19 protein-coding genes and 2 pseudogenes are annotated in these 24,419 nt (G+C 72.1%); 8 read left to right on the forward strand and 13 right to left on the reverse strand.

Annotated elements, in window-relative coordinates; translation table 11 throughout:
- Nucleotides 1-150 precede the first annotated feature (150 nt).
- Both K7854_RS07200 and K7854_RS07205 read left to right on the forward strand, forming a co-directional pair.
- Complete coding sequence (locus tag K7854_RS07200) at nt 151-852, forward strand: aggregation-promoting factor C-terminal-like domain-containing protein (RefSeq protein ID WP_226025525.1); 702 nt, start codon at nt 151-153, stop codon at nt 850-852.
- 162 nt (nt 853-1,014) lie between these two features.
- Nucleotides 1,015-2,463, forward strand: a complete 1,449-nt coding sequence (locus K7854_RS07205; protein ID WP_226025526.1) for an AI-2E family transporter — start codon at nt 1,015-1,017, stop codon at nt 2,461-2,463.
- Nucleotides 2,464-2,544: 81 nt separating this feature from the next.
- Here K7854_RS07205 and K7854_RS07210 read toward each other — a convergent pair whose 3' ends face one another.
- Entirely contained in the window at nt 2,545-3,084 is a 540-nt protein-coding gene (locus tag K7854_RS07210; protein WP_226025527.1) for an alkyl hydroperoxide reductase, read from the reverse strand.
- A 6-nt stretch (nt 3,085-3,090) separates the two neighbouring features.
- Nucleotides 3,091-3,645 (reverse strand): peroxiredoxin, encoded by a 555-nt coding sequence (locus tag K7854_RS07215; protein WP_030145756.1) that lies wholly within the window; start codon nt 3,643-3,645, stop codon nt 3,091-3,093.
- Between the two features lie 137 nt (nt 3,646-3,782).
- Between K7854_RS07215 and K7854_RS07220 the strand changes: the two genes are divergently transcribed.
- The gene (locus tag K7854_RS07220; RefSeq protein WP_226025528.1) at nt 3,783-4,721 is read left to right on the forward strand and encodes a LysR substrate-binding domain-containing protein; all 939 of its coding nucleotides are present in this window, start codon (nt 3,783-3,785) and stop codon (nt 4,719-4,721) included.
- 53 nt (nt 4,722-4,774) lie between these two features.
- Here K7854_RS07220 and K7854_RS07225 read toward each other — a convergent pair whose 3' ends face one another.
- From K7854_RS07225 to K7854_RS07245, 5 genes and pseudogenes are all read right to left on the reverse strand, one after another.
- Complete coding sequence (locus tag K7854_RS07225) at nt 4,775-7,117, reverse strand: ABC transporter permease (RefSeq protein WP_226025529.1); 2,343 nt, start codon at nt 7,115-7,117, stop codon at nt 4,775-4,777.
- Nucleotides 7,114-7,803, reverse strand: coding sequence for an ABC transporter ATP-binding protein (locus tag K7854_RS07230; RefSeq protein ID WP_226025530.1), 690 nt, complete (start codon nt 7,801-7,803; stop codon nt 7,114-7,116). Before K7854_RS07230 ends, K7854_RS07225 begins: the two co-directional genes overlap by 4 nt.
- Nucleotides 7,800-8,324 (reverse strand): PadR family transcriptional regulator, encoded by a 525-nt coding sequence (locus K7854_RS07235; protein ID WP_003973941.1) that lies wholly within the window; start codon nt 8,322-8,324, stop codon nt 7,800-7,802. Before K7854_RS07235 ends, K7854_RS07230 begins: the two co-directional genes overlap by 4 nt.
- 124 nt (nt 8,325-8,448) lie before the next feature.
- A pseudogene (locus K7854_RS07240) lies at nt 8,449-8,769 on the reverse strand (type II toxin-antitoxin system antitoxin); the annotation flags it as partial.
- Nucleotides 8,715-9,653, reverse strand: coding sequence for an SPFH domain-containing protein (locus K7854_RS07245; RefSeq protein ID WP_226025532.1), 939 nt, complete (start codon nt 9,651-9,653; stop codon nt 8,715-8,717). The gene K7854_RS07245 and the pseudogene K7854_RS07240, both read right to left, overlap by 55 nt.
- A gap of 248 nt (nt 9,654-9,901) precedes the next feature.
- Here K7854_RS07245 and K7854_RS07250 point away from each other — a divergent pair, with 248 nt between their 5' ends.
- On the forward strand, nt 9,902-12,226 hold the full coding sequence (locus tag K7854_RS07250) for a transglycosylase domain-containing protein (RefSeq protein ID WP_226025533.1): 2,325 nt from the start codon (nt 9,902-9,904) through the stop codon (nt 12,224-12,226).
- An 85-nt stretch (nt 12,227-12,311) separates the two neighbouring features.
- Here K7854_RS07250 and K7854_RS07255 read toward each other — a convergent pair whose 3' ends face one another.
- The 4 genes and pseudogenes from K7854_RS07255 to K7854_RS07270 all read right to left on the reverse strand — a co-directional run.
- A complete protein-coding gene (locus K7854_RS07255; RefSeq protein WP_372481006.1) occupies nt 12,312-14,552 on the reverse strand; it encodes a SpoIIE family protein phosphatase in 2,241 nt (746 codons plus the stop codon).
- Between the two features lie 297 nt (nt 14,553-14,849).
- Complete coding sequence (gene fomD / locus K7854_RS07260; RefSeq protein WP_226025535.1) at nt 14,850-15,560, reverse strand: cytidylyl-2-hydroxypropylphosphonate hydrolase; 711 nt, start codon at nt 15,558-15,560, stop codon at nt 14,850-14,852.
- Between the two features lie 89 nt (nt 15,561-15,649).
- Complete coding sequence (locus K7854_RS07265; protein ID WP_226025536.1) at nt 15,650-17,110, reverse strand: class II fumarate hydratase; 1,461 nt, start codon at nt 17,108-17,110, stop codon at nt 15,650-15,652.
- 154 nt (nt 17,111-17,264) lie between these two features.
- Nucleotides 17,265-17,918, reverse strand: a pseudogene (locus tag K7854_RS07270) (TetR/AcrR family transcriptional regulator); the annotation flags it as partial.
- Between the two features lie 69 nt (nt 17,919-17,987).
- On the opposite strand from K7854_RS07270, the gene K7854_RS07275 reads away from it, so the two are divergent.
- Nucleotides 17,988-19,514: an MFS transporter gene (locus K7854_RS07275; RefSeq protein ID WP_226025537.1), complete on the forward strand. Its 1,527-nt coding sequence runs from the start codon at nt 17,988-17,990 to the stop codon at nt 19,512-19,514.
- Complete coding sequence (locus tag K7854_RS07280) at nt 19,511-19,933, forward strand: cupin domain-containing protein (protein ID WP_226025538.1); 423 nt, start codon at nt 19,511-19,513, stop codon at nt 19,931-19,933. Before K7854_RS07275 ends, K7854_RS07280 begins: the two co-directional genes overlap by 4 nt.
- Nucleotides 19,934-20,068: 135 nt before the next feature.
- Here the strand turns inward: K7854_RS07280 and K7854_RS07285 are convergent, their stop codons facing one another.
- Nucleotides 20,069-21,736: a fumarate hydratase gene (locus tag K7854_RS07285; protein WP_226025539.1), complete on the reverse strand. Its 1,668-nt coding sequence runs from the start codon at nt 21,734-21,736 to the stop codon at nt 20,069-20,071.
- Nucleotides 21,737-21,938: 202 nt separating this feature from the next.
- Here K7854_RS07285 and K7854_RS07290 point away from each other — a divergent pair, with 202 nt between their 5' ends.
- Entirely contained in the window at nt 21,939-22,619 is a 681-nt protein-coding gene (locus K7854_RS07290; protein ID WP_226025540.1) for a DUF1707 SHOCT-like domain-containing protein, read from the forward strand.
- A 106-nt stretch (nt 22,620-22,725) separates the two neighbouring features.
- Nucleotides 22,726-23,103, forward strand: a complete 378-nt coding sequence (locus K7854_RS07295) for a WhiB family transcriptional regulator (protein ID WP_226025541.1) — start codon at nt 22,726-22,728, stop codon at nt 23,101-23,103.
- A gap of 224 nt (nt 23,104-23,327) precedes the next feature.
- Here the strand turns inward: K7854_RS07295 and glpX are convergent, their stop codons facing one another.
- A complete protein-coding gene (gene glpX / locus K7854_RS07300; RefSeq protein ID WP_030145768.1) occupies nt 23,328-24,359 on the reverse strand; it encodes a class II fructose-bisphosphatase in 1,032 nt (343 codons plus the stop codon).
- Nucleotides 24,360-24,419 lie beyond the last annotated feature (60 nt).

Here is a 24,419-nt window from a genome sequence, read left to right on the forward strand (position 1 = left end):
TATGCCGCCCGAGCACCACGCGGCGCTCCCGCCGAGGGAGTTGTCCACCGGGCCCGTGCCTCCCGTGACCCGTAGTTGGGGAGGCCAGCGCCAGGGGCACGATTGCGTCCGCGAGGGTCACCGAAGCGGGCGATGCTGGAAGGAAACCGTGTGAGCCGGATCTCGGTCCGGGGATTCGCAGTGGCCTCGGCCACGGCGGTCACCGCCGTCGGAAGCGTCGTCGGAGTTGCCTCGGGCAGCGTCGCGCAGAACAACGACGACGCGGAGGCGACGGCAGCAGGCACGACCCTGCTTGCCGACATCCCCATGGGTGAGCAGGCGCAGGTGCAGACCGCGTCCCTGACGCAGCAGGCCGACGTGCAGGCCATCGCCGCGGACGCGAGCGCCAAGAAGGACGCCGAGGAGGCGGCCCGCAAGGCAGCCGCCAAGACCGCTGTGGCCAAGCAGGAGAAGGCCAAGCAGGCGGCCGCGGAGGCGGCGAAGAAGCGCGAGGCGGCGAAGGAAGCGGCCAGCCGCGACGCCCAGCGCGACTCCACCAGCTTCGCCGTCCAGAGCTCCTACAGCACCAGCCAGATCCAGGCGATGGCCCGTCAGATGGTGCCCAGCGGCCAGTTCCAGTGCTTCAGCAACATCGTGGACCACGAGTCCAGCTGGAACTACCAGGCCGTCAACGCCTCCTCCGGTGCCTACGGCCTCTTCCAGGCCCTCCCGGCGGGCAAGTACGCCTCCGCGGGCGCCGACTGGCGGACCAACCCGGCCACCCAGATCAAGTGGGGCCTCAGCTACATGGACAGCCGCTACGGCAGCCCGTGCGAGGCCTGGGCCTTCTGGCAGGCCAACCACTGGTACTGAGCCCGCCGTCCGCCCGTCGTCCCCGTCGGCGCGGCCCACGCTCAACCTCGCAGAGCCCCTCACCGTCCTAGGGTGAGGGGCTTTCGCGCTCCCGCCATGTACGGTCGGACCGGACGACTCCAGGGGGGAGTGGTGGGGAAAGACGGGGGAAGAGGACGGATCATGTCACGAGTGCCAGGGTGGCTCGGCCGGCTCGGCGCCGGACTGACGCGGGCGAGCGAGCGGTTGGAGCGGCGCCGCGCAGAGGCGGGGCGGGACGACACCGACGACGGAGCGGTGCCCCACGCCGAGCACGCGCGGCGGTCCCTGGACGACCCGGCCGGGCACGCCGCCGAGGGCGCGACCGAGTACGCGGGTGAGGGCACGGTCGCCGAGCACACCGGGGCACACCGGCCGGTCGCCTTCGCCCAGCGCCCCGACCCGGCGCAGGCCGTGCCCTGGGGGGTGCGGGTGGCCGCGGAGGCCGGCTGGCGGCTGCTGGTGCTCGCGGGCACCGTGTGGGTGCTGATGCGGGTCATCAGCGCCGTACAGCTGGTGGTGCTGGCCTTCGTGGCCGCGCTGCTGATCACCGCGCTGCTCCAGCCGGCCGTGGCCTGGTTGCGCCGGCACGGGGTGCCGCGGGGGCCGGCCACCGCGCTGACCGCGATCCTCGGCTTCGTGATCATGGGCCTGATCGGCTGGTTCGTCACCTGGCAGGTGATGGAGAACATCGACAACCTCTCCGACCAGGTCCAGGACGGCATCGACGAACTGCGCAACTGGCTGCTGAACAGCCCCTTCCACGTCACCGACAAGCAGATCAACGAGATCGCCAAGAACCTGCGCGACGCGGTCGGCGCCAACACCGACCAGATCACGTCGGCCGGGCTGGAGGGCGTCACGGTCGTCGTCGAGGCGCTCACCGGCATCCTGCTGGCCGCCTTCTCTACGCTCTTCCTGCTCTACGACGGCAAGCGGATCTGGCAGTGGTCGCTGAAGCTGGTGCCCGCGGCCGCCCGGCCGGGCGTGGCCGGGGCCGGTCCGCGCGCGTGGCGGACGCTGACCGCCTATGTGCGCGGCACGGTGATCGTCGCGCTGATCGACGCCATCTTCATCGGCCTCGGCATCTACTTCCTGGACGTGCCGATGGCCGTCCCGCTGGCCGTGTTCATCTTCCTGTTCGCCTTCATCCCGCTCGTCGGCGCGGTGGTGTCGGGCGCCCTCGCGGTGGTCGTGGCGCTGGTGACGCAGGGCGTGTTCGCGGCGGTCATGACGCTCGTCGTGGTGCTGGCGGTGCAGCAGATCGAGGGGCACATCCTGCAGCCGTTCATCCTCGGACGCGCGGTGCGGGTCCATCCGCTGGCGGTGGTGCTGTCGGTGGCCGCCGGCGGCATGGTGGCCGGCATCGGCGGCGCCGTGGTCGCGGTGCCGCTGGTGGCGGTGACCAACACCGTCGTGGGCTATCTGCGGGCGTACTCCCGGGAGGCCGCCCTGCGGCAGACGCCCAGGCCGCACGGTGCCACCTCGTCCGACGCCGCCCCCGCGGCCGACCGGCCCCCGGGGCCGCCGAAAGCCCAGGAGCCCCAGGAGCCCCCGGTGGACGGCCCGCCGTCGGACCCCTCCCCGGCGTAGCGACGCGAACGGGCCCCGCCCACCTCTCGGTGAGCGGGGCCCGGGCCGTGTGTGCCGCGTCGGGACGAACCCGGTGCGGGACTACTCGGCGGCGGTCAGGACCGCCTCGGCGTCCAGCGTGGCGCCGACGGCCTCGACCACGGCGGCGATCTTGAACGCCTCCTGGATCGTCTCGCGGTCCACGCCGGCCTTGCGGAGCACCTGCTCGTGCGAGTCCAGGCACATGCCGCAGCCGTTGATGGCGGACACCGCGAAGGACCACAGCTCGAAGTCGACCTTGTCGACGCCCGGGTTGCCGATGACGTTCATCCGCAGACCGGCGCGCAGAGTGCCGTACTCGTGGTCCGACAGCAGGTGCCGGGTGCGGTAGAAGACGTTGTTCATCGCCATGATCGCGGCGGCCGACTTGGCGGCCGAGTACGCCTCCGGCGTCAGGTTCGCCTTCGCCTCCGGCTCCAGCTCGCGCAGCACGATGGGGGAGCGCGAGGCGATGGCGGTCGCCAGCACGGTGCCCCACAGCTGCTGCGCCGGGAGGTCGGAGTTGCCGATGACCGAACCCAGGTTGAGCTTCAGGTCCTTGGCGTAGTCCGGTACGGCGGACTTCAGGGAGTCGAGGGACATGTCAGCTCACTCCCCCGACAGCAGCGCGACCGGGTCCAGGGTCTCGTCGCCCTTGCTCCAGTTGCACGGGCACAGCTCGTCGGTCTGCAGGGCGTCGAGGACCCGCAGGACCTCCTTGGGGTTACGGCCGACGGAGCCGGCGGTGACCATCGTGAACTGGATCTCGTTGTTCTGGTCCACGATGAAGACGGCGCGCTGCGCGAAGCCGTCCTCGCCCTCGATGCCGAGGTCGCGCATCAGCTCGTGCTTCGAGTCGGCCATCATCGGGAAGGGCAGGTCGGTCAGGTCCGGGTGGTCCTTGCGCCAGGCGTGGTGCACGAACTCGGAGTCGCCGGAGAAGCCGAGGATCTGGGCGTCCCGGTCGGCGAACTCGTCGTTCAGCTTGCCGAAGGCGGCGATCTCGGTCGGGCACACGAAGGTGAAGTCCTTGGGCCAGGCGAAGACGACCTTCCACTGACCCTCGTAGGTCTTGTGGTTGATCTGCTGGAACTCCTTGCCCTTCTCCAGCGAGACGCAGGCGGTCAGGTCGAACTCGGGGAACTTGTCACCGACAGTGAGCACGTGCTCTCCAAAAGCGCAGCGAAGAAACACCCATTTTGCGAGTGTTTCCCATGGGTTGGACGCTGTTGATGTTGGCACAGGGTGCATTGATTAGTGAAATAGCTACACTCGGTCGAGTTGATCGGAGGTGGCTATTAGTGTCCAGCAAGAAGAGGCAGCCCAGCCTCGCCCAGCTGCGGGCTTTCGACGCGGTCGCCGAGCACCTGCATTTCCGCGACGCCGCCGCCGCGATCGGCATGAGCCAGCCGGCACTGTCGGGCGCCGTTTCCGCCCTGGAGGAGGCACTGGGTGTCACCCTCCTGGAGCGTACGACGCGCAAGGTGCTGCTCTCGCCGGCCGGTGAACGGCTCGCGGTGCGGACCAAGGCGGTCCTGGCGGAGGTCGGTGCGCTCCTGGAGGAGGCAGAGGCGGTCCGGGCGCCCTTCACCGGTGCGCTGCGGCTCGGCGTCATCCCCACCGTGGCGCCTTACCTGCTGCCGACGGTGCTGCGGCTGGTCCACGGCCGCTATCCCGACCTCGACCTCCAGGTCCACGAGGAGCAGACCGCCAGCCTGTTGGAGGGCCTGACGACCGGCCGCCTGGACCTGCTCCTGCTCGCGGTCCCGCTCGGCGTCCCCGGAGTCACCGAACTGCCCCTCTTCGACGAGGACTTCGTCCTGGTCACGCCGCTCGACCACCGGCTCGGCGGCCGGGAGGGCATCGAGCGCTCGGTGCTGCGCGAGCTGAAGCTGCTGCTGCTCGACGAGGGCCACTGCCTGCGCGACCAGGCGCTCGACATCTGCCGCGAGGCGGGCCGCGCGGGCGTCCCGGCGACGACGACGGCCGCCGGACTGTCCACGCTGGTGCAGCTGGTGGCGGGCGGCCTCGGGGTGACGCTGCTGCCGCGCACCGCCGTCCGCGTGGAGACCTCCCGCTCCAGCCAGCTCCTCACCGCGTCCTTCACCGACCCGGCCCCCACCCGCCGGGTCGCCCTGGCCATGCGCACGGGAGCGGCCCGCTCGGCGGAGTACGAGGAACTGGCGGCGGCCCTGCGGGAGGCGATGGCCGACCTGCCGGTCCGGACGGTGCACGACTGAGGGGCCGGGCGACCTCCGGCGGTCGCCCGGCCCCTCAGTGACGCACGGCGGCGCTACTCCGTGCGCAGCCCCTCCGGCCGCATCAGCCGCAGCAGCGGCGGCAGGCTGCACAGCGTCACCACCAGGACGACCGCCGCGCCGATGCCGGTCATCGACAGGACGCCGGTCCAGTCGACGCGCACCGGGGTGCTCGTCATCTTCAGCAGCACCGTGCCCAGGGTCAGGCCCACGGCCATGGAGAGCAGCAGGCCGAGCAGGATCGGGATCGCCGTCTGCCAGAGCACCGACAGGCTGAGCGTGCGGCGCCGGGTGCCGAAGGCCACCAGGGCCGACAGCAGCTTCTTCCGCTCGCGCAGCTGCTCCAGCTGCGAGACCAGCAGGCTGGCGCCGATCAGTGCCAGCACACACGCCGCCCCGACGAACAGACCGGTGCGGATGGCGTCGAACCGGTCGGTCCGCTCCGTCTCCGCCCACGTCACGGTGTCCGCCAGCGGATCGATGGCCGCCGCGGTGTTCCGCACCAGGTCCTGCACGTCGGCCACCGACTCGTCCACCTTGAGGTAGGCGTGCCCGTCCAGCGTCGGCCCGAGCGTGTCCGGCAGCGCCCCCGGCGTGATCAGGAAGCCGCCCCGGTCGGTCCCGGCCACCAGGCCCGGGCGCGCCTTCGCCGTCTTGATGCCCTGGGGCACCGTCCAGGGGACCGCCTGCTTCGTCGGGCCGCCTTCGTAGGTCGGGTCCGAGTACAGCTTCCGGCCGGGCGCGGCCAGCTTCGACATGTCCTCCCCGGTGTCCCACTCGGCACCGTGGACGGCGAACACGTCCCCGTCCGTGCAGGAGGGCAGTTCGGAGACCTCCCGCAGCGACGCGCAGTCGCCCACGGTGATCATGGTCCCGTGCTCCGGGTCCCGGGCGCGGTCGCCCAGGTAACCCTCGGAGAAGGCGTAGACCGCCCGTACGCCCCTGGTGTCGCGGAACTTCTCGGCGGCCGGGGCCATCGGCACCCCGCTCGGCAGCTGTGCCTCCATCTGCGCCCGCGACACGTCCTGCCCGGTGGACTTGGTGTAGTCGTCGTCCACACCGGCGAACAGCATCTGCAGGGCGATCGCCCCGGCCACGGCCACCGCGATGCCGTTGACCATGCGGGCCGCCGTACCGCTGCTCAGCTGGAGCCTGCGCACGGCCAGCTGCCAGGCCACGCCGCCGGAGCCGAGCCGGGCGACGACGCTCTCCACCACCCACGGCAGCAGCGCGGTCACGCCCACCAGGAGCAGGACGACACCGCCGGTCACCAGGTACTGGTTGAAGTCGCCGTTCTCGCGGCCGTTGCCGATCATCGGGTAGAGCATCGCCAGTCCGGCCAGCGGCAGGATCAGCCGCCACCACAGCCGGCGCCGGGCCGGCCGGCCCGCGCGGACCACGCCGAGCGGCTCGATGACCACCCCGCGCAGCGCGAACAGCGTCACCAGCACCGCGGCCGCCGGCACCGCCACCGCCACCAGCAGGGCCAGCAGCGGCGAGGGGTTGAGATAGCTGGGGAACACGCTGATGCGGAACACCTCGGCGCTGCCCGCCAGTTGCCGCCCGACCATGAAGAACGCGGCGCCGAAGACCAGCCCGAGGACCGCGCCCGCCAGGGCCTCTCCGGCGGCGATGCGCCGGGTCATCCGGCTGTCGGAGCCCACCAGACGCAGCGCCGCGAGCCGCCGGTCTCGCCGTTCGCCGCCGAACCGCACGGCGGCGGCGATGAACACCGCGACCGGCATCAGCAGCACCACGAAGACGACCAGGACCAGCAGGAGCAGCACCGGGTCGGAGTCCTCCTCCCCGGGCTCCGGGTCGCCGAACCGGTCGATGCGCTCGACCCGGCCCTGGGAGATCTGCTCGGCCAGGCCCTCCGCGCCCCGGTAGTAGGCGAGTTCGGCCGAGCCGATCAGCCCGTCCTCCGCGATCGTGCCGACGATCCGGTCCGGCAGCCGCTCGCGCAGCAGCGCGCCGGAGTCCGACTCCAGCAGTTCCTTCAGGGCGGGGGAGACCACCATCTCGCCCACCGCCGGGAACTTGTCCACGCCCGGCGGCAGCGGTGCCCGCGGGCCCTCGGGCTCCAGGGCCCGGCCCCTGAGGTCGTCCTCGCGGAAGTAGTCGTCGAGCCGGGCGATCACGAGCGTGTCGTTCGCCTTCGGCATCGGATCGGAGGCGAAGGTGATGTCGGAGCGCGCCGCCTCCCGTTCGTGCCGCACGCTGAGCGCGCTCGGGATGGCCGTCGTCAGCAGCAGCAGGGCCACGCCGAGCCCGACGCCGACGGCGGTCAGCACGGCCCGGGTCCAGCCCTCCCGGCCGCCGGTGAAGGCGAAGCGGACGCCCAGCATCAGGTCCGCGGCCCACTGGCGCACGCTCATACGATCCGCTCCATGTCCCGGGACTTGCCGTCCCGTACGACGATCTCGCGGTCGGAGTAGGCGGCCACCCGTGCCTCGTGGGTGACCAGCACGACCGCGGCGTTGGTGGAGCGGGCGGCGTCCGTGAGGAGTTCCATCACACGCTCGCCGTTGAGCGAGTCCAGCGCGCCGGTCGGCTCGTCGGCGAAGAGCACCCGCGGGTTGGTGACCAGCGAGCGCGCCACCGCGACCCGCTGGCCCTGGCCGCCGGAGACCTCGCCGGGCCGCTTCTTCCTGAGGTCGTCGACCTCCAGCCGCTCCATCCAGGTCAGCGCGGTCCGCTCGGCCTCCTTGCGGGGGGTGCCGTTCAGCCGCAGCGGGAGGGCGACGTTCTCGACGCAGGTCAGCTCCGGCACCAGCTGGCCGAACTGGAACACGAAGCCGAAGTCCGAGCGGCGCAGCGCACTGCGCTGGGCGTCGGACATCGCCGACAGCTCGCGCCCGTTGTACGTGATCGTCCCGGAGTCGGGTGTCACGATGCCGGCCAGGCAGTGCAGCAGCGTGGACTTGCCGGACCCGGAGGGGCCCATGACGGCGACGACCTCGCCGGGGTGGATGGAGAACTCGGCGCCGTCGAGGGCGAGGGTGGGGCCGTAGGCCTTGCGGAGCGCCTCGGCGGAGAGCAGGGAGCCTGCGGGGGGAGTCATCGGGTTACCGCCTCACGGAGCTTGTCGAGGCGCGCGGCGGTCAGTTCCAGCCAGCGCAGGTCGGCCTCCAGGTGGAAGAGGGCGTGGTCGCAGATGAGCTGGTCCGCGAGGTCGCCCTTGCGCTTGCGGTCGGTCAGGATGCGCATGCTGCGCAGGTGCTCCGAACGCTGCGTGTCGAGGATGTCGGCGGCGTCGCGGTGGGTGAGCAGCGCGAGGACGACCTTGGTGTACAGCGTCGACTGGAGGTACGGCTCGGGCTTCTCCGGCGTGGCGAGCCACCGCTGTACGTCGGTGATCCCCTCGTCGGTGATCGCGTACCGCTTGCGCTCGGGACCGCCGCCCGCCTCGATGCCGTCGACCACGACGAGGCCGTTCTTCAGCAGGCGGGACATCGTCGAGTAGACCTGGCCGTAGTGCAGCGGCCGGTCGTGACCGAACTTCTCGTCGAAGGCGCGCTTGAGGTCGTAACCGTGGCGCGGCCCGGACTCCAGGAGCCCCAGGAGGGTGTGACCGATGGACATGCGGAGCACTCTACACAGGGTGTATACGCCGCATGTATACGCACCGTGCAGAGATCGTGGCGGCGGGTTCACCGGCGCGACGGGGCCGCAGGTCGGAGGCGATTGTCACGGTTGCGCTACGACGGGGGCCGCCGCCTCTCGGGGGGCGGCCGCGGCGCGGCAGCGGCCCGGCGTCACCGGGCAGCCGGCCGGCCTCCGCCAGCGCCCTGCGGAGCAGGAACTCGATCTGCGCGTTGGCCGAGCGCAGTTCGTCGCCCGCCCAGCGGGCCAGTGCCTCGTACACCTGCGGGTCGAGCCGCAGCAGCACCTGCTTGCGCTCCCGCGGCCGCCGCCTCGGTGCCGGGCCGCCGGACGGCCCGGCACCGGGCGCGGAATCCTCGGACGGGGCGGTCACTGGTAGAGCGTCCCCGTGTTCAGCACCGGCTGGGCGGCGCGGTCCCCGCAGAGCACGACCATCAGGTTGGACACCATCGCCGCCTTGCGCTCGTCGTCCAGCTCCACGATGTCCTGCTCGCTGATTCGGGCGAGCGCCGCCTCGACCATGCCGACCGCGCCGTCCACGATCTGCCGCCGCGCCGCGACCACCGCACCGGCCTGCTGGCGCTGGAGCATCGCCGAGGCGATCTCCGGGGCGTAGGCGAGGTGCGTGAAGCGGGACTCGATGATCTGCACCCCGGCCGCCTCCACGCGCGCGTGCAGCTCGACGGCGAGCTTCTCGGTGATCTCCTCGGCGTTGCCGCGCAGCGACAGGCCGTCCTCGTCGTGGGCGTCGTAGGGGTATTCGATGGCGATGTGCCGCACGGCCGCCTCGGTCTGGGTGGAGACGAACTCGACGTAGTCGTCCACCTCGAAGGTGGCCTGAGCGGTGTCCTCCACCCGCCACACCACGACGGCCGCCAGCTCGATGGGGTTGCCGTAGGCGTCGTTCACCTTCAGGACGGCCGTCTCGTGGTTGCGCACCCGCGTCGAGATCTTGGTGCGGGAGGTGAGGGGGTTGACCCAGCGCAGGCCGTCCTGCCGGATCGTGCCCCGGTACCGCCCGAAGAGCTGCACCACGCGGGCCTCGCCCGGCGCCACCATGTTCAGCCCGCACATCGCGAGGAAGGCGGCCAGGGCGATCACGATGCCCGCGATGATCAGCACCGCCTTCGTGCCGGTGGCGGCGACCGCGGTCGCGGAGACGATCAGACCGGCGCCGACCAGCAGCCCGACCAGCCCCAGCAGCAGCGCGAGGCCGCCGCCGATGCTGTGCGCCTGGTTCTCGCGTACCCGGGGTGCCGGCATCTCGGGCACATCGGCGGTGACCTGCGGGGCATCGTGCGTGGACATGGGTGGTCCCCCGTTCTCTCTTTGCTCACTAAGTGATATCACTTTACCCCCCGATCGCAACCCTGAACCCCGCTCGTACGTCGGTTCCTATGGAGCGGGTGCTGATTCTCACGTCCGTACAAGGCGGGATCGGCTGCCGTTTGTCACATCTCCCGGTGTTAGCTTTCTGAGCTGACCTGAGCGACGAACCTGTGTGACGCGTGAGCGAGACGTGCCCACAGATGACCGAAGCGGAGCGGATCGGATCCATGGGACGAGCGGAAGAGAGAAGAGCGCGACAGCGCGGTGGACGCCGCGCGGCGCCGAAACGCCGCCGTTCGTCGGGTGCGGCCCAGGGCGCGGGCGGCAAGAGCCGGATACGCCGGCTGTTCACCTGGAAGAAGATCCTCGGCACGGTCTTCGGCCTCACCCTGCTCGGCATGGGCGCCTTCATCGTGCTCTACATGATGATCGACATCCCCGAGGGCAACCCCGAGGCCGAGCTGCAGAGCAACGTCTACAAGTACAGCGACGGCAGCATCATGGCCCGCACCGGCGAGCGCAACCGTGAGATCGTCGACCTCGCCAAGATCCCCAAGGACGTCCAGCGCACCTTCGTCGCCGCCGAGAACAAGACCTTCTACAACGACGCCGGCGTCGACCTCAAGGGCACCGCGCGCGGTGTGCTCAACACCCTCTCCGGCAAGGGCGCGCAGGGCGGTTCGACGATCACCCAGCAGTACGTCAAGAACTACTACCTGTCCCAGGAACAGACGGTCTCGCGCAAGCTGAAGGAACTGGTCATCTCCCTGAAGCTGGACCGGGAGAAGTCCAAGGACTACATCCTGGCCGGCTACATCAACACCAGCTACTACGGCCGCGGCGCCTACGGCATCCAGGCCGCCGCCCAGGCCTACTACCGCGTCGACGCCGAGGACCTGACGGTCGAACAGGGCGCCTACCTCGCGGCCCTGCTCCAGGCGCCGAACCAGTACGACTGGGCGATCGCCAGCGAGACCGGCAAGAAGCTCGTCCAGGAGCGCTGGAACTACGTCCTGGACAACATGGTCGAGCAGAAGTGGCTGAGCGCGGGCGACCGGCAGGGCATGAAGTTCCCGACGCCCAAGGAGCCGAAGGCCGCCGCGGGGATGGACGGCCAGACCGGATACCTGGTGGACGCGGCCAACTTCGCGCTCAAGCAGCAGCTCGTGGCGCAGGGCGCCGCCGAGGACATGGAGCAGGCCAAGGCCCTGGTGGACCTCGGCGGCTACACCGTCACCCTCAACATCGACAAGAAGAAGCAGGCCGCGCTGGAGAAGGCGGTCAAGGAGAAGCTCACCAGCAAGCTGGACCCCGACAAGCGCGAGGTCGACGCGGACGTCCAGGCCGGAGCCGTCTCGGTCGACCCGAAGACCGGTTCGGTCGTGGCGATGTACGGCGGCGTGAACTACCTGAAGCACTACACCAACAACGCCACCCGCGACGACTACCAGCCCGCCTCCACCTTCAAGCCGGTGATCCTCGCCGCCGCCGTGGACCACGACGCCGAGACCCAGGACGGCGTGCCGATCACGGCCAACACCATGTACGACGGCGACAGCGAGCGCCCCGTGATGGACGGCGACCAGGAGGTCGGTTTCGCCCCGCCCAACGAGGACGACCGGGACTACGGCGAGATCGACGTCCAGGAGGCGATGAACAAGTCCGTCAACTCCGTCTTCGCGCAGATGGGCATCGACGTCGGCATGTCCGAGGTCATGAAGGTCGCGGGCGACCTCGGCATGGACACCGAGGGCGAGCAGGCCGTGCCCGCGCAGACCCTGGGCAGTATGGGCGCCAGCCCCCTGGAGATGGCCGGCGTCTACGCCACCTTCGACAACCACGGCAAGAAGGTCACCCCGGCGATCGTGAAGTCGGTCGAGCACAAGGACCGCAACATCGAGATGCCCGACCCCGTCGGAGAGCAGGTCATCAGCCGGGAGGCCGCCGACACGGTCACCTCCGTGCTCACCGGCGTGGTCGACGACGGTACGGCCAAGACGTCCGTACGGGAGAACCCGCTGCGCGACGGCCAGCAGGTGGCCGGCAAGACCGGTACGTCCGACAACAACAAGTCGGCCTGGTTCACCGGCTTCACCCCGGGACTGGTCACCTCGGTCGGTCTGTTCGGTGAGGACGACAAGGCACCGCACCCGCAGGTCCCGATGTACAAGGCGGCCGGCGTCGACTACCGCGTCAACGGCGGTGGCCCCCCGGCGGAGATCTGGGCCGCGTACACCTTCGGCGTCATGGAGAAGGTCACCAAGTTCGACCTGAACACCAAGCAGGGCGCCGCCGTGAAGCCCAGCAAGTCGCCGTCCACCTCCCAGTCGCCGAGCCAGTCGCCGTCCCAGGAGGAGACGACCGAGGCGCCGCCGCCGTCCAACGATCCGACGACCGAGGCACCCCCGTCGAACGATCCGACGACCGAGGCACCGCCCGAGTCGCCGACGCAGTCGCCGTCGAACAGCCCGTCCACGGAACCGCCGCCGGACGGCGGCGGGTCCACCGAGCCGGAGAACCCCGACTTCCCCGGCGGGGACTGGCAGCAGTAGGCCGCGAGGGGTCGCGGAGAGGTGCGAAGGGGCGCCCGGTGCTCACCGGGCGCCCCTTCGCACGCTGCTGCTCGCCGACCGCCGCTCAGCCGCGGTTCAGCTCGAACCACACCACCTTGCCGGTGCTCAGCCGGGTCGCGCCCCAGCGCCGGGCCAGCCGGTTGACCAGGTACAGCCCGCGTCCGCCCTCGTCGGTGGCGCGCGCCTGCCGCAGCCGGGGCAGCTGCGGCACGTCGTCGCCGACCTCGCAGCGCAGCACGTCCGTGCGCAGCAGCCGCAGGGTGACCGGTTTCGACGCGTACCGCACCGCGTTGGTCACCACCTCGCTGACCAGCAGCTCCACCGAGTCCGTGAGGTCCTCCATGCCCCAGCGGGCCAGCGCCCGCCGGGCCAGCCTGCGGGCCTTGCCGGGCGCCGCGTCCTCCGGCTCCAGGAACCAGTACGCCACGTCGCTGGGCGCGATGCCGTCGAAGCGGGCGGCGAGCAGCGCGATGTCGTCGTCCCGGTCGCCCGGGCCGAGCATGTCGAGCACCTCGTCGCACAGGGCTTCCAGGGGCGGCGGATGGTCGGGACCGGTGAGCTGCGCGGTCGCCGCCAGCCGCTCCCGCAGCTGCTCTATGCCGGTCCACACGTCCCGCAGCCGGGACTCGACCAGCCCGTCCGTGTACAGGAGCAGGGTCGCGCCGGCCGGGGCGTCCAGCTCCACGGCCTCGAAGTCCACGCCGCCCACCCCGATCGGGGCGCCGGCCGGGACGCGCAGCACCTCGGCCTCGCCGCCCAGGTGCAGCAGGACGGGCGGCGGGTGGCCGGCGTTGGCGACGGTGATGCGGTGCGCGACCGGGTCGTACACCGCGTACAGGCAGGTCGCCATCCGGTCGGTGCCCAGCCGCTGCGCCTGCTCGTCCAGGTGGTGCAGCACCTCCTGCGGCGGCAGGTCGAGCCCGGCCAGGGTCTGCGCCGTGGTCCGCAGCTGGCCCATGATGGCCGCCGAGGTCATGGAGTGGCCCATCACGTCCCCGACCACCAGCGCGACCCGGCTGCCCGGCAGCGGGATGGCGTCGTACCAGTCGCCGCCGACCCGCGCGGTCTCGGCGGCCGGGAGGTAGCGGGAGGCCAGCCGCACACCGGTGCAGCGCGGCAGGTTCTCCGGGAGCATCGTGCGCTGCAGCTCGTCGGCGATGTACGCCTCGCGCCCGTACAGCACCGCCTTGTCGATGCCCAGCGCGCTGTGCGTGGCGAGCTGCGCGGCGACCAGCAGGTCGTCGGCCTCGAAGGCGATGCGCTCGGGACCGCGCAGGAACAGCGCGGCGCCGATCACCCGGCGTCTGCCGCGCAGCGGGGCGAGGATCGCCCGGCGGCCGTCGGGCAGCGCGAAGTCCCGGTCCTCGCCCAGCAGTTCCGGCAGCGCGGCGCGGGCGGCGGGCGTGTCCGTGAACACCGGGCGCACCCCGCGCAGCACCTCGGCCAGCGCGCTGCCCTGCCGTACCTCGCACAGCTCGGCGCCGACCGTCTCCAGCTCGGAGGGCTCCGGCTGGGGCGCGGGGGTGAAACCGCCCTCGGTGTCCCGCTCGGCCGGTATGCGGTCGGTGCGCCGCAGCCGCAGCACCAGGGGGCCGGTGGGCCGCTCGTCGCCGACCGGGAGCGGCTCGCGCAGATAGACCAGGATGGCGTCCGCGAACGTGGGCACGGTGGCCCGGCACAGCCCCATCACGATCTCGTCGAGGTCCATGCCCCGGGCGATCCGCCGGGTCGCGGCGCCCACGAACCGCAGCCGGTCCCCGTCCCGCCGCATGGGCGTGGGGCGGCCGGGCGCGGTGGGCTGTCCGGTACGCCGGTCCGGCTCCGGCGGCGCGCCACGGCGGCCCGGGCCCGGGGCACCGGCCGGTGCGCCCGAGTCCGGGCGCACGAGACCGGCCTGCCCGCCGGCCGCGGAAGCGCTGCCCGTGGACGCGCCGCCTGCGGACGCGGTGCCCGCCGGAGTGCCGTCCGACGGGACGCCGTCGGGGGCAGGGTCCGCCGAGGGGGTGTCACCCGACGGCGTGCCGCCCGGCTGTCCGCCGTCCGGCTGGGCCGGGACGCCCTCGGACGTGGGCCGCGGGCGGTGGGTGTCGGGCTCGGCGGCCTGCCCGGCGCCCGGCTGGGAGTGCTCGAAGGCCCCCGGGGAGTCCTCGCCCACGGCGGGCGGCGTCTGGCCGGCGCCCCCCTGGGCCGGTAACGCGGACCCGGAGCCGCGCGGCGGCACGGGGGTACGCAGGAGCGCCCCGCGGGGATCCGTGGGGTCGGCGCCCGTCGAGGGGCGGTCGAAGGAGGTCGGGTGCTCCGTCACGCGTGTCGAATCCATCCGTCCGGGACTGCGCGCGGCGCGTGCAGTTCGTCCCGCAGAAATCCCGATACCCGCAATCCGTGCCCAAGGAACGGGGTTCCCGCGTGGTCAGAGGCTGTTCCTGTGTCACCGGCGGACCGTCTGCGGCCCGCCCGCGTGTTGCCCTCGTACCCCTCGCTCACGTCCTGCCGCCCCTCGGTGACGATCGGTCAAGCACAGCGCACGCTCCGCCGGTTGCCGCTGCCGCGCTCATTGCGGAGGACGATCCTACGTTTCCTGCCGGGGGGCACATCAAGGGTCTCATGAGGAGACGTGCGCGGGCGTGCGATCCCAGTCGCCCGGCAGCGGCGGCACCGGCCACGCCGGATCGGGCCGCCACTGCTCCCAGCCGTCGGCGAACGGGGACCCCCAGGCGCGGATCTCCGCGACCGCGGCACGGCCTGCCCGGCGCACCCGCTCGGCCTGCGCCCCGTCCATCAGCCGGTCCCGCTGGGCCTGCGCGAACTCGTCCTCGTCCCGCCAGTGCCAGCTGCGGTCCGGGTGGACGGAGATGTCCAGGAAGTGGTCCTCCGAGTCGACCCCGCCCTCCCAACGGGTCAGCGGCTCCTCCAGGTTCACGTACCAGTTCTTGAACCGCCAGCCCGGATCCCAGAACAGCCACACCGACCAGGCCTCGCCGGGCCGCGCCAGCTTCAGCACACCCGTGCCGAACCACCGGTCGCGCTGCACGGTGCGCGGTCTGGTGTAACGCGTGGCCAGCGGTTCCAGGTGGACGGGCGTGCCGTCGGCGAGGACCGGCTTCACGCACTCGGTGCCGGGCGCCAGCCACACCGCGAGCAGGCCGGGGTCGTCCCGTACGACGGTGACGGGGCGCGCGATGTGGATGTGCGGGCCGCCGTTCTCCCGGTACCGCCACAGGATCCGGCTGCCGGGCGTCCAGTGGTCCACCGGGCCCGCCGGGCCGTCCGCTCCGGGCTCCGCCGCCGCGCTCACCGCTTCTCCGTCTGCCATGGACAGATATTAGGTGCCGTGGCCAATCGACGCGTCGAAGATCGCGAGAGCGTGCGCCGGCGTACGCCCCCCGGCCGTGCCGGGACTCCTCACGGACGGGTCATCCGCAGCACGTCCAGCGCCTCGTCCAGCTGCTCGTTCGTGAGGTCGCCGCGTTCGACGTACCCGCCCTCCAGCACGACCTGACGGATCGTCTTCCGCTCGGCCAGCGCCCGCTTGGCGACCTTGGCGGCCTCCTCGTAGCCGATGTACTTGTTGAGCGGCGTGACGACGGAGGGGGACGACTCGGCGTACTCGCGGGCCCGCTCGCGGTGGGCGACGATCCCGTCCACGGTCCGGTCGGCGAGCAGCCGGGAGACGTTGGCGAGCAGCCGCACCGACTCCAGCACGTTCTTGGCGATGACCGGCAGCATGACGTTCAGCTCGAAGTTGCCGGCCGCTCCGGCGGCGGCCACCGTCGCGTCGTTGCCGGTGACCTGGGCGGCGACCATGAGGACCGCTTCCGGGATCACCGGGTTGACCTTGCCCGGCATGATCGACGAGCCCGGCTGGAGGTCGGGCAGGGCGATCTCGGCGAGCCCGGTGCGCGGACCGGAGGCCATCCAGCGCAGGTCGTTGGCGATCTTCGTCAGCCCGACGCCGATGGTCCGCAGCTGCCCGCTGGTCTCGACGATGCCGTCCCGGGCGCCCTGGGCCTCGAAGTGGTCGCGCGCCTCGGTCAGCGGCAGCCCGGTCGCGCGGGCCACCTCCTCGATGACGGCGGCGGAGAAACCGGGCGGGGTGTTGATGCCGGTGCCCACCGCGGTGCCGCCCAGCGGCAGCTCGGCCAGCCGGGGGAGCGACGCCCGGAGCCGTTCGACGCCATACCGCACCTGGGCGGCGTACCCGCCGAACTCCTGGCCCAGGGTGACCGGCGTGGCGTCCATGAGGTGAGTGCGCCCGGACTTCACCACGTCGGCGAACTCCTCCGCCTTGCGCTCCAGGGCGCCGGCGAGGTGGTCCAGGGCCGGGATCAGGTCACGGGTGACGGCGGCGGTGGCGGCGATGTGGATCGAGGACGGGAAGACGTCGTTGGACGACTGGGAGGCGTTGACGTGGTCGTTGGGATGCACGTCGCGGCCGAGCCGCTCGGTGGCCAGGGTGGCGATGACCTCGTTGGTGTTCATGTTGGACGAGGTCCCGGACCCGGTCTGGAACACGTCGACCGGGAAGTGCTCGTCCCACTTCCCCTCGGCCACCTCGGCGGCCGCCTCCCGGATCGCGTCGGCGAGGTCCTCGTCGAGCACCCCCAGCTCGGCGTTGACCTTGGCCGCCGCCCCCTTGATCCGGGCCAGCGCCTCGATGTGCGCGCGCTCGATGCGCTGCCCGGAGACGGGGAAGTTCTCGACGGCACGCTGGGTCTGGGCGCGCCACTTGGCATGGGCGGGGACGCGGACCTCGCCCATGGAGTCGTGCTCGACCCGGTAGCCGGTGCCCCCGGTGTCGCCGGTGCCCTTGGCGTCGCCGGTGTCGCCGGTGTCGGCTGTGTCGTCGGTTCGGCTCGTCGTCATCGTCGTACCTCCACGAAGATCAGCGCGGGGCCGGGCGCGGCTATTCCCCGGCTTCTCGGTCCTGCCGGTCCTCCCGGTCTCGCCGGTCCTCCCGGTCTTGTCGGTCGTGCCGGTCGTCCATGTCCGTGGGCGGGGCGCCCGTCCGGTGTGGCGGCAGCAGGCCGTCGACCAGGGCGCGCAGGCCGGCGGCGTAGGTGTCCTCGGCCGTCAGCTCGCCCCAGCGCGGGCCCAGGGCGGCGAGGCGGGGCAGCGCGGCGGGGTCGAGGTCCGCGAACACCCGCTCACGGTAGGTCGGCCGGGCGTCGGCCGCACGGCGGCGGGCGGCCGCGGCCCGGACGACGAGTTCACCGGCCGTGTAGTACCAGATGGACCGGTAGGCCCGCACGGCCTGCTCCGGTGTGAGCCCGCAGTCGACGGCGGCGTCGACGACCTGTTCCACGTACCAGAGTGCCGAGGGCGCCAACAGGTCGTCGGCCGTGAGCACTTCGACCAGCCACGGGCACTGGGTCAGCAGGTCCCGCATGGCCGTCGCGGCGGCCAGCAGCCGCTCGCGCGGGTCGTCCGGCAGCCGGGGCCGCGCCGCGTGCGCGGCGAAGTCCTCCAGCAGGAGCAGCAGCAGCTCCTCCTTGTCCCGCACGTGGTGGTACAGGGCCATCGGTGTGCTGTCCATCTCCCTGGCCAGGCGCCGCATGGTCAGCTTCGCGACCCCCTCCTCGTCCACGATCCGGCGCGCCGTCGTGACGATCTCGGCGCGGGACAGGCGGGGCGGCCTGCCGGGGCGGCCTGGGCGCGGGGAGGGGGTCGGCATGCGGCCCATGATGACTCACCCGCGGGACGGGGGTGGACGCCGGGGCGCGGGCCGGGCTAGTTTTCTTACATGTATAAAAACTTGGGAGGGCGGCCTGGGACCGTCCTGGCGGCGGTGGCGCTCGCGCAGTTCGTCGTGGCCCTCGACATGGCGGTGGTGAACGTCGCCCTGCCCGCGGTGCGCGCCGATCTCGGCTTCGCGCCCGTGGACCTCGCCTGGGTCGTGCACGTCTACGCCCTGACCTTCGGCGGTCTGCTGCTGCTCGGCGGCCGGGCCGCCGACCTCTACGGACGGCGGCGCCTGTTCGTCCTCGGGCTCACCGTGTTCGGCGCCGCGTCCCTCGCCGGCGGGCTGGCCCAGGCCCCCTGGCAGCTGGTGGCGGCCCGCGCGGTCCAGGGAGCCGGGGCCGCCGCGCTCGCCCCGGCCGCCCTGGCCCTGCTCACCGTCACCTTCCCGGAGGGTGCGGCCAGGGTGCGGGCCCTCGGCGTGTGGAGCGGCGTCAACGCGGTCGGCGGGGCCTCCGGAGTACTGGTCGGCGGGCTGCTGACCGAGTACGCCGGCTGGCGCTGGGTGATGCTCGTCAACGTCCCCGTGGTCCTGGCCGCACTGGTCGCGGGCCTGGCGGGCATGCCGGGCGGAGCCGGTGGGCACCGGGGGCGCCTGGACCTGCCGGGCGCGCTGCTGGCCACGGCCGGCACCGGGCTGCTCGTCCTCGGCGTGGTGCGCACGGACCGCGAGGGGTGGACCTCGCCGGTGACCGTGGGCTCACTCGCCGCGGCCACCCTGCTGCTGGCCGCGTTCGTGGCCGTGGAACGGCGGGTGCGCCAGCCCCTGGTCCGCCCGGGACTGTTCCGCAACCGGTGGATCAGCGGAGCCAACGCCTTCGTCCTGCTCGTCGCCGCGGGCCAGTTCAGCGCCTTCTACTTCGTCTCCCTCTACCTCCAGCAGGTGGTGCACCTGAGCGCCGCCGCCACCGGTGCGGCCTTCCTGCCCTTCTCCCTCGGCACCGTCGCGGCGACCGTGGTCGCGACCCGGCTCGGCTCCCGCCGCTCCCCGCGCGCGGCACTGCTCGCGGGCGGGCTCGCCGGGGCCGCCGGGCTCGGCTGGTTCGCGCTGATCAGCCCGACGGGCGGCTTCCTGACGGACGTGCTCGGGCCCTCGCTGCTCACGGCGGCCGGGATCGGGCTGTGCCAGGCGCCCGTGGCCGTCGCCGCGACGACCGGGGTGAGCGCCGCCGAGGCCGGCTCCGCCTCCGGGATCCTCAACAGCTCCCGTCAGCTGGGCGGTTGCCTCGGTGTCGCCGCCCTCGCGACGGTGGCGGCCCGGCACACCGGCACGGACGCCGGCGAGGCGGCGCTCAGCGGCGGCTACGCGCTCGGCCTGGGCGCCGGTGCGGTGCTGCTGCTCGCGGCGGTCGCCCTCGCCGCGTTCGTACTGCCGACGGACCGGCCCCGGCGCCCCGAACCGGCTGCAGACGCAGACGCAGACGCTGACCCGGATTCCGACACCGACGCCGACACCGATGGCGATGCCGATTCCGACCGGACGCCCCCTTCCGCGGCCTCCGGGACACCACTGAAAGGAACCGTGTCATGACCGCACTCACCCCGACACCCACCCCGATCGACCTGTTCTCCGCCGCGGTCCACGTCGGACCCGACGGGGGTGTCACGGCCGGCGAACGCCGGATGACCGAGGGCCGCCCCGGCTCCTGGCAGCTGGCGGCCTTCCACGCGGCCACGGACGCCGAGGTCCACGCCGACCACTGGGAGATGCATCCCGCGGCCGACGAACTGGTGTGCGTGCTCAGCGGCGCGGTCCGCTTCTTCCTGCGGCCCCAGGCCCCGGACGAGCCGCAGGAGCCGGTCACCCTCACGTCCGGCACGGCGGTCGTCGTGCCCCGGGGCCGGTGGCACCGCATGGAGATCGACGGCCCGGTCCGGCTGCTGTCCCTGTCACCGCGCGAGGGCACCCGCCTGGAGCCGGTGGCGGCCGCCCCGTCCGACGACGGCTGACCCGCGCGGCGGACCTCCGCTCACGCGGGCGGGCACTCACGCGGGTGGGCGCTCACGCGGGCGGCACTCACGCGGGCGGCCCCCCGCCGTCGCTCTCGCTCTGGTGGGGGGCCGCCGTCGTACGGGCCGGGGGCGTCAGGCCAGCCCCGGGCCCCGCACCGGAATCGTCGTGAACGTCGGTGCGGGCGCCGGGTCCTGGAAGAAGTCGTTGCCCTTGTCGTCCACCACGATGAACGCCGGGAAGTCCTCGACCTCGATCTTCCAGACCGCCTCCATGCCCAGCTCCTCGTACTCGACGACCTCGACCTTCTTGATGCAGTCCTGCGCGAGCCGGGCCGCCGGGCCGCCGATCGAGCCCAGGTAGAAGCCGCCGTGCGCGTCGCACGCGTCGGTGACCTGCTTGCTCCGGTTGCCCTTCGCCAGCATCACCTTGGAGCCGCCCGCCGCCTGGAACTGCTCCACGTAGGAGTCCATGCGCCCGGCGGTGGTCGGACCGAAGGACCCGGACGCGTACCCCTCCGGCGTCTTCGCGGGACCCGCGTAGTACACCGGGTGGTCCTTGAGGTACTGCGGCATCTCCTCGCCCGCGTCCAGCCGCTCCTTGATCTTGGCGTGCGCGATGTCGCGGGCCACGACCAGCGGGCCGGTCAGCGACAGCCGGGTCTTGACCGGGTGCTTGGTCAGCTCGGCGAGGATGTCGTCCATCGGCCGGTTCAGGTCGATCTTCACCACGTCGCCGTCCGCGTCGAGGTGCTCGTCCGTCGTCTCCGGCAGGAAGCGGGCCGGGTCGGTCTCCAGCTGCTCCAGGAAGACGCCCTCCGCGGTGATCTTCGCGACGGCCTGCCGGTCCGCCGAGCAGGACACCGCGATGGCGACCGGGCAGGACGCCCCGTGCCGGGGCAGGCGCACCACGCGCACGTCGTGGCAGAAGTACTTGCCGCCGAACTGCGCGCCGATGCCGATCTTCTGCGTCAGCTCGAAGACCTTCTCCTCCAGCTCCTTGTCCCGGAAGCCGTGCCCCAGCTCCGAACCCTCGGCCGGGATCTCGTCCAGGTAGTGGGCGGAGGCGTACTTCGCGGTCTTCAGCGCGTACTCGGCGGACGTGCCGCCGACCACGATCGCCAGGTGGTACGGCGGGCAGGCGGCCGTGCCCAGCGAGCGGATCTTCTCCTCCAGGAACTTCATCATGGAGGACTCGTTCAGGACGGCCTTCGTCTCCTGGTAGAGGAAGGACTTGTTGGCCGAGCCGCCGCCCTTGGCCATGAACAGGAACTTGTAGGCGCCGCCGTCGGTCGCGTACAGCTCGATCTGGGCCGGGAGGTTGGAGCCCGTGTTCTTCTCCTCCCACATGGTGAGCGGAGCCATCTGCGAGTAGCGCAGGTTCAGGTTCTTGTACGCGTCGTAGATGCCCCGGCTCAGGGCCTCCTCGTCGCCGCCCGCGGTGAGCACGTTCTGGCCGCGCTTGCCCATGACGATCGCGGTGCCGGTGTCCTGGCACATGGGCAGCACGCCGGCCGCCGCGATGTTCGCGTTCTTCAGCAGGTCCAGCGCCACGAACTTGTCGTTGCCGGAGGCCTCGGGGTCGTCGATGATGCGGCGCAGCTGGGCCAGGTGGGCCGGGCGCAGGTAGTGCTGGATGTCGTGGATGGCCTCCTCGGCCAGCTTGCGCAGCGCCTCCGGCTCCACCTTGAGGAACGTCCGCCCGTCGGCCTCGAAGGTGGAGACACCCTCGGCGGTCACCAGCCGGTACGGAGTGGTGTCCTCGCCCTGGGGGAGCAGATCGGTGTACGCGAACTCAGGCATCTCGCCCATTCCTCACTCGACATCACGCGCGGCTGGATTCCTCAGCAACGACGGCTGGCCTCCATTGGCAGCGCCAACCAGCGTAGAACCTGCCCGCGACGCCGAGGCGGTGAGGTAGGACTCAGTTGGCGGTCTCCGGTCCGTGCGACAAGGTTGTCCACAGGGCTAGTCGCGATCTATCGCGTTTCGGTACGCTACTGCCGTGGACCTTCAGAAGCACGCCCCCGCCGCACCGCGCACCACCGAGCTGCGCGCCTCGGACGCCGACCGCGACCGCGTCACCGACATGCTGCGCGAAGCCCTCGCCGAGGGACGGCTCACCGCCGACGAGCACGCCGAGCGGGTCGAGGGCGTGCTGGCCGCCAAGACCGTCGGCGAGCTGGACGTCTTCGTGCGGGACCTGCCCGCCGCCCACCGCGGCCGGGACACCGCCGCCCCGGCGCCCAACCGCCCCACCGCGGGCGCCATCCCGGCGGAGCCCGACGAGAACGTGGTGGCGGTCTTCAGCAGCGCGGTCCGCAAGGGCCGCTGGCGGGCGAACCGCCGCATCCACGCCTACGCGGTCTTCGGCAGCGTCGAGATCGACCTCAGCGAGGCGGTCTTCGAGTACCAGCAGGTCGTCATCAAGGCGTTCTCCGTCTTCGGCAGCGTCGAGGTGCGCGTCCCGGAGAACGTGTCGGTGCGCGGCGCGGGCGGCAGCGTGCTCGGCAGTTTCGAGGTCCACACCCTCGACTCCAGCGAGGCCGAGGCCCCCGTCATCTATGTGGACGGGTGGGCCGTGCTGGGCAGCGTCGAGGCCAGACCCAAGCGCGGCAAGGTCGTCGCGGACATCCTCGACCGGGTGCACCGCCGGGTCGAGAAGGGTTTGCGCAAGCACTTGTAGTCCGGCCCCGGCAGCGGTGGGGGAACTCAGTGCATAGGCGCGCGTACAACGGGTAAGCCTTGACGCATCGTCTCTCGCTAGCGAAGCCGTCGTCAGGAGTAGACCCGTGCTGCAACCGCCGCATTCGTCCCTGCAGGTAGCTGCCGTTCCGGCCCAGCGGGTGCCCGTGCGGGACAGGGACCAAGACGCTCCCTGGCACACCGAGGCGGTGTGCCGGCGCGACGAGGCCGGACTGTTCTTCGCCCCCTCCAAGGAACCGACCGCCGCCCGCCTCTCCCGCGAAGAGGCCGCCAAGCGCGTCTGCGCCCGCTGCCCCGTCATGGTCGAGTGCCGCGAGCACGCCCTCCTCCAGCCCGAGCCCTACGGCGTCTGGGGCGGCCTCACCGCCGCCGAACGCCGGGTGGTCCTGGCCCGGCGACGCCGCCGCGACCTGGAACTCAAGAAGGCCGCCCGCGCAACGGGCCGCATAGCGGCGGCCGGCTGAAGACCAAGCCCCAACCCAAAGGGCGCCCCCTCCGCACCGGGGGCGCCCTCTGCTACGCCGAAACCGGCTCCGCCGCGTGGGCGCGACCGCCGGCACCTTCTGACACCGGGGGCTGCAGCCGACCCAAAGGGGCGCGGGGAACTGCGCGACAAGCCACGACGGCGCCGCAGACGCCACACGACAGGCACCCTCAACTCACTGGGCGCCCCGCGAAACCGACGGAGTCACTTCGCCCGGTCGAAGTCAATCGCGCTGTACGCCCGCAGCTTGCTCAACCGGTGCTCGGAGTCGATCCGCCGCACCGTCCCCGACTTGGACCGCATCACGATCGAGTCGGTCGTGGCCGTCTCCGAGCGGTACCGCACCCCGCGCAGCAGCTCGCCGTCGGTGATGCCGGTCGCCACGAAGAACACGTTGTCCCCGGAGACCAGGTCGTCGGTGGTCAGCACCCGGTCCAGGTCGTGCCCGGCGTCCACGGCCCGCTGCCGCTCCTCGTCGTCCTTGGGCCACAGCTTGCCCTGGATGGTGCCGCCCAGGCACTTCACGGCGCAGGCCGAGATGATGCCCTCCGGCGTGCCGCCGATGCCGAGCAGCAGGTCGATACCCGTGCCCTCGCGCAGCGCCAGGATGGACCCGGCCACGTCGCCGTCCGAGATCAGCTTGATCCGGGCGCCGGTCTCCCGGACCTCCTTGATGAGGCCCTGGTGCCGCGGCCGGTCGAGGATGACGACGGTGACGTCCTCGGGGGTGCGCCGCTTCGCCTTGGCGATCCGGCGGATGTTCACCGCGACGGGCGCGTTGATGTCGACGAAGTCCGCGGCCTCGGGGCCGGTGACCAGCTTGTCCATGTAGAAGACCGCGGACGGGTCGAACATGGAGCCGCGCTCGGCGGCGGCGAGCACCGCGATCGCGTTGGTCATGCCGTTGGCGGTCAGCGTGGTGCCGTCGATCGGATCGACGGCGATGTCGACCTCGGCCCCGGTCCCGTCGCCGACCCGCTCCCCGTTGAAGAGCATCGGCGCCTCGTCCTTCTCGCCCTCGCCGATGACGACGACGCCGTTCATCGAGACGGTGTGGACGAGGGTCCGCATGGCACGCACCGCGGCACCGTCGGCGCCGTTCTTGTCACCGCGCCCGACCCAGCGGCCGGCGGCCATCGCCGCGGCCTCGGTGACCCGCACCAACTCCATGGCGAGGTTGCGGTCGGGAGCCTCCGAGGGGACGTCCAGCTCGGACGGAAGATGATGCTCGGTCATCGGAACGCACCTTTCTGATACGACGACGGCCGGATGAGGGTGTGGCCAAGACTCTATCGT

This window comes from Streptomyces hyderabadensis, assembly GCF_020404845.1.
GTDB classification, from domain to species: Bacteria; Actinomycetota; Actinomycetes; order Streptomycetales; family Streptomycetaceae; genus Streptomyces; species Streptomyces hyderabadensis.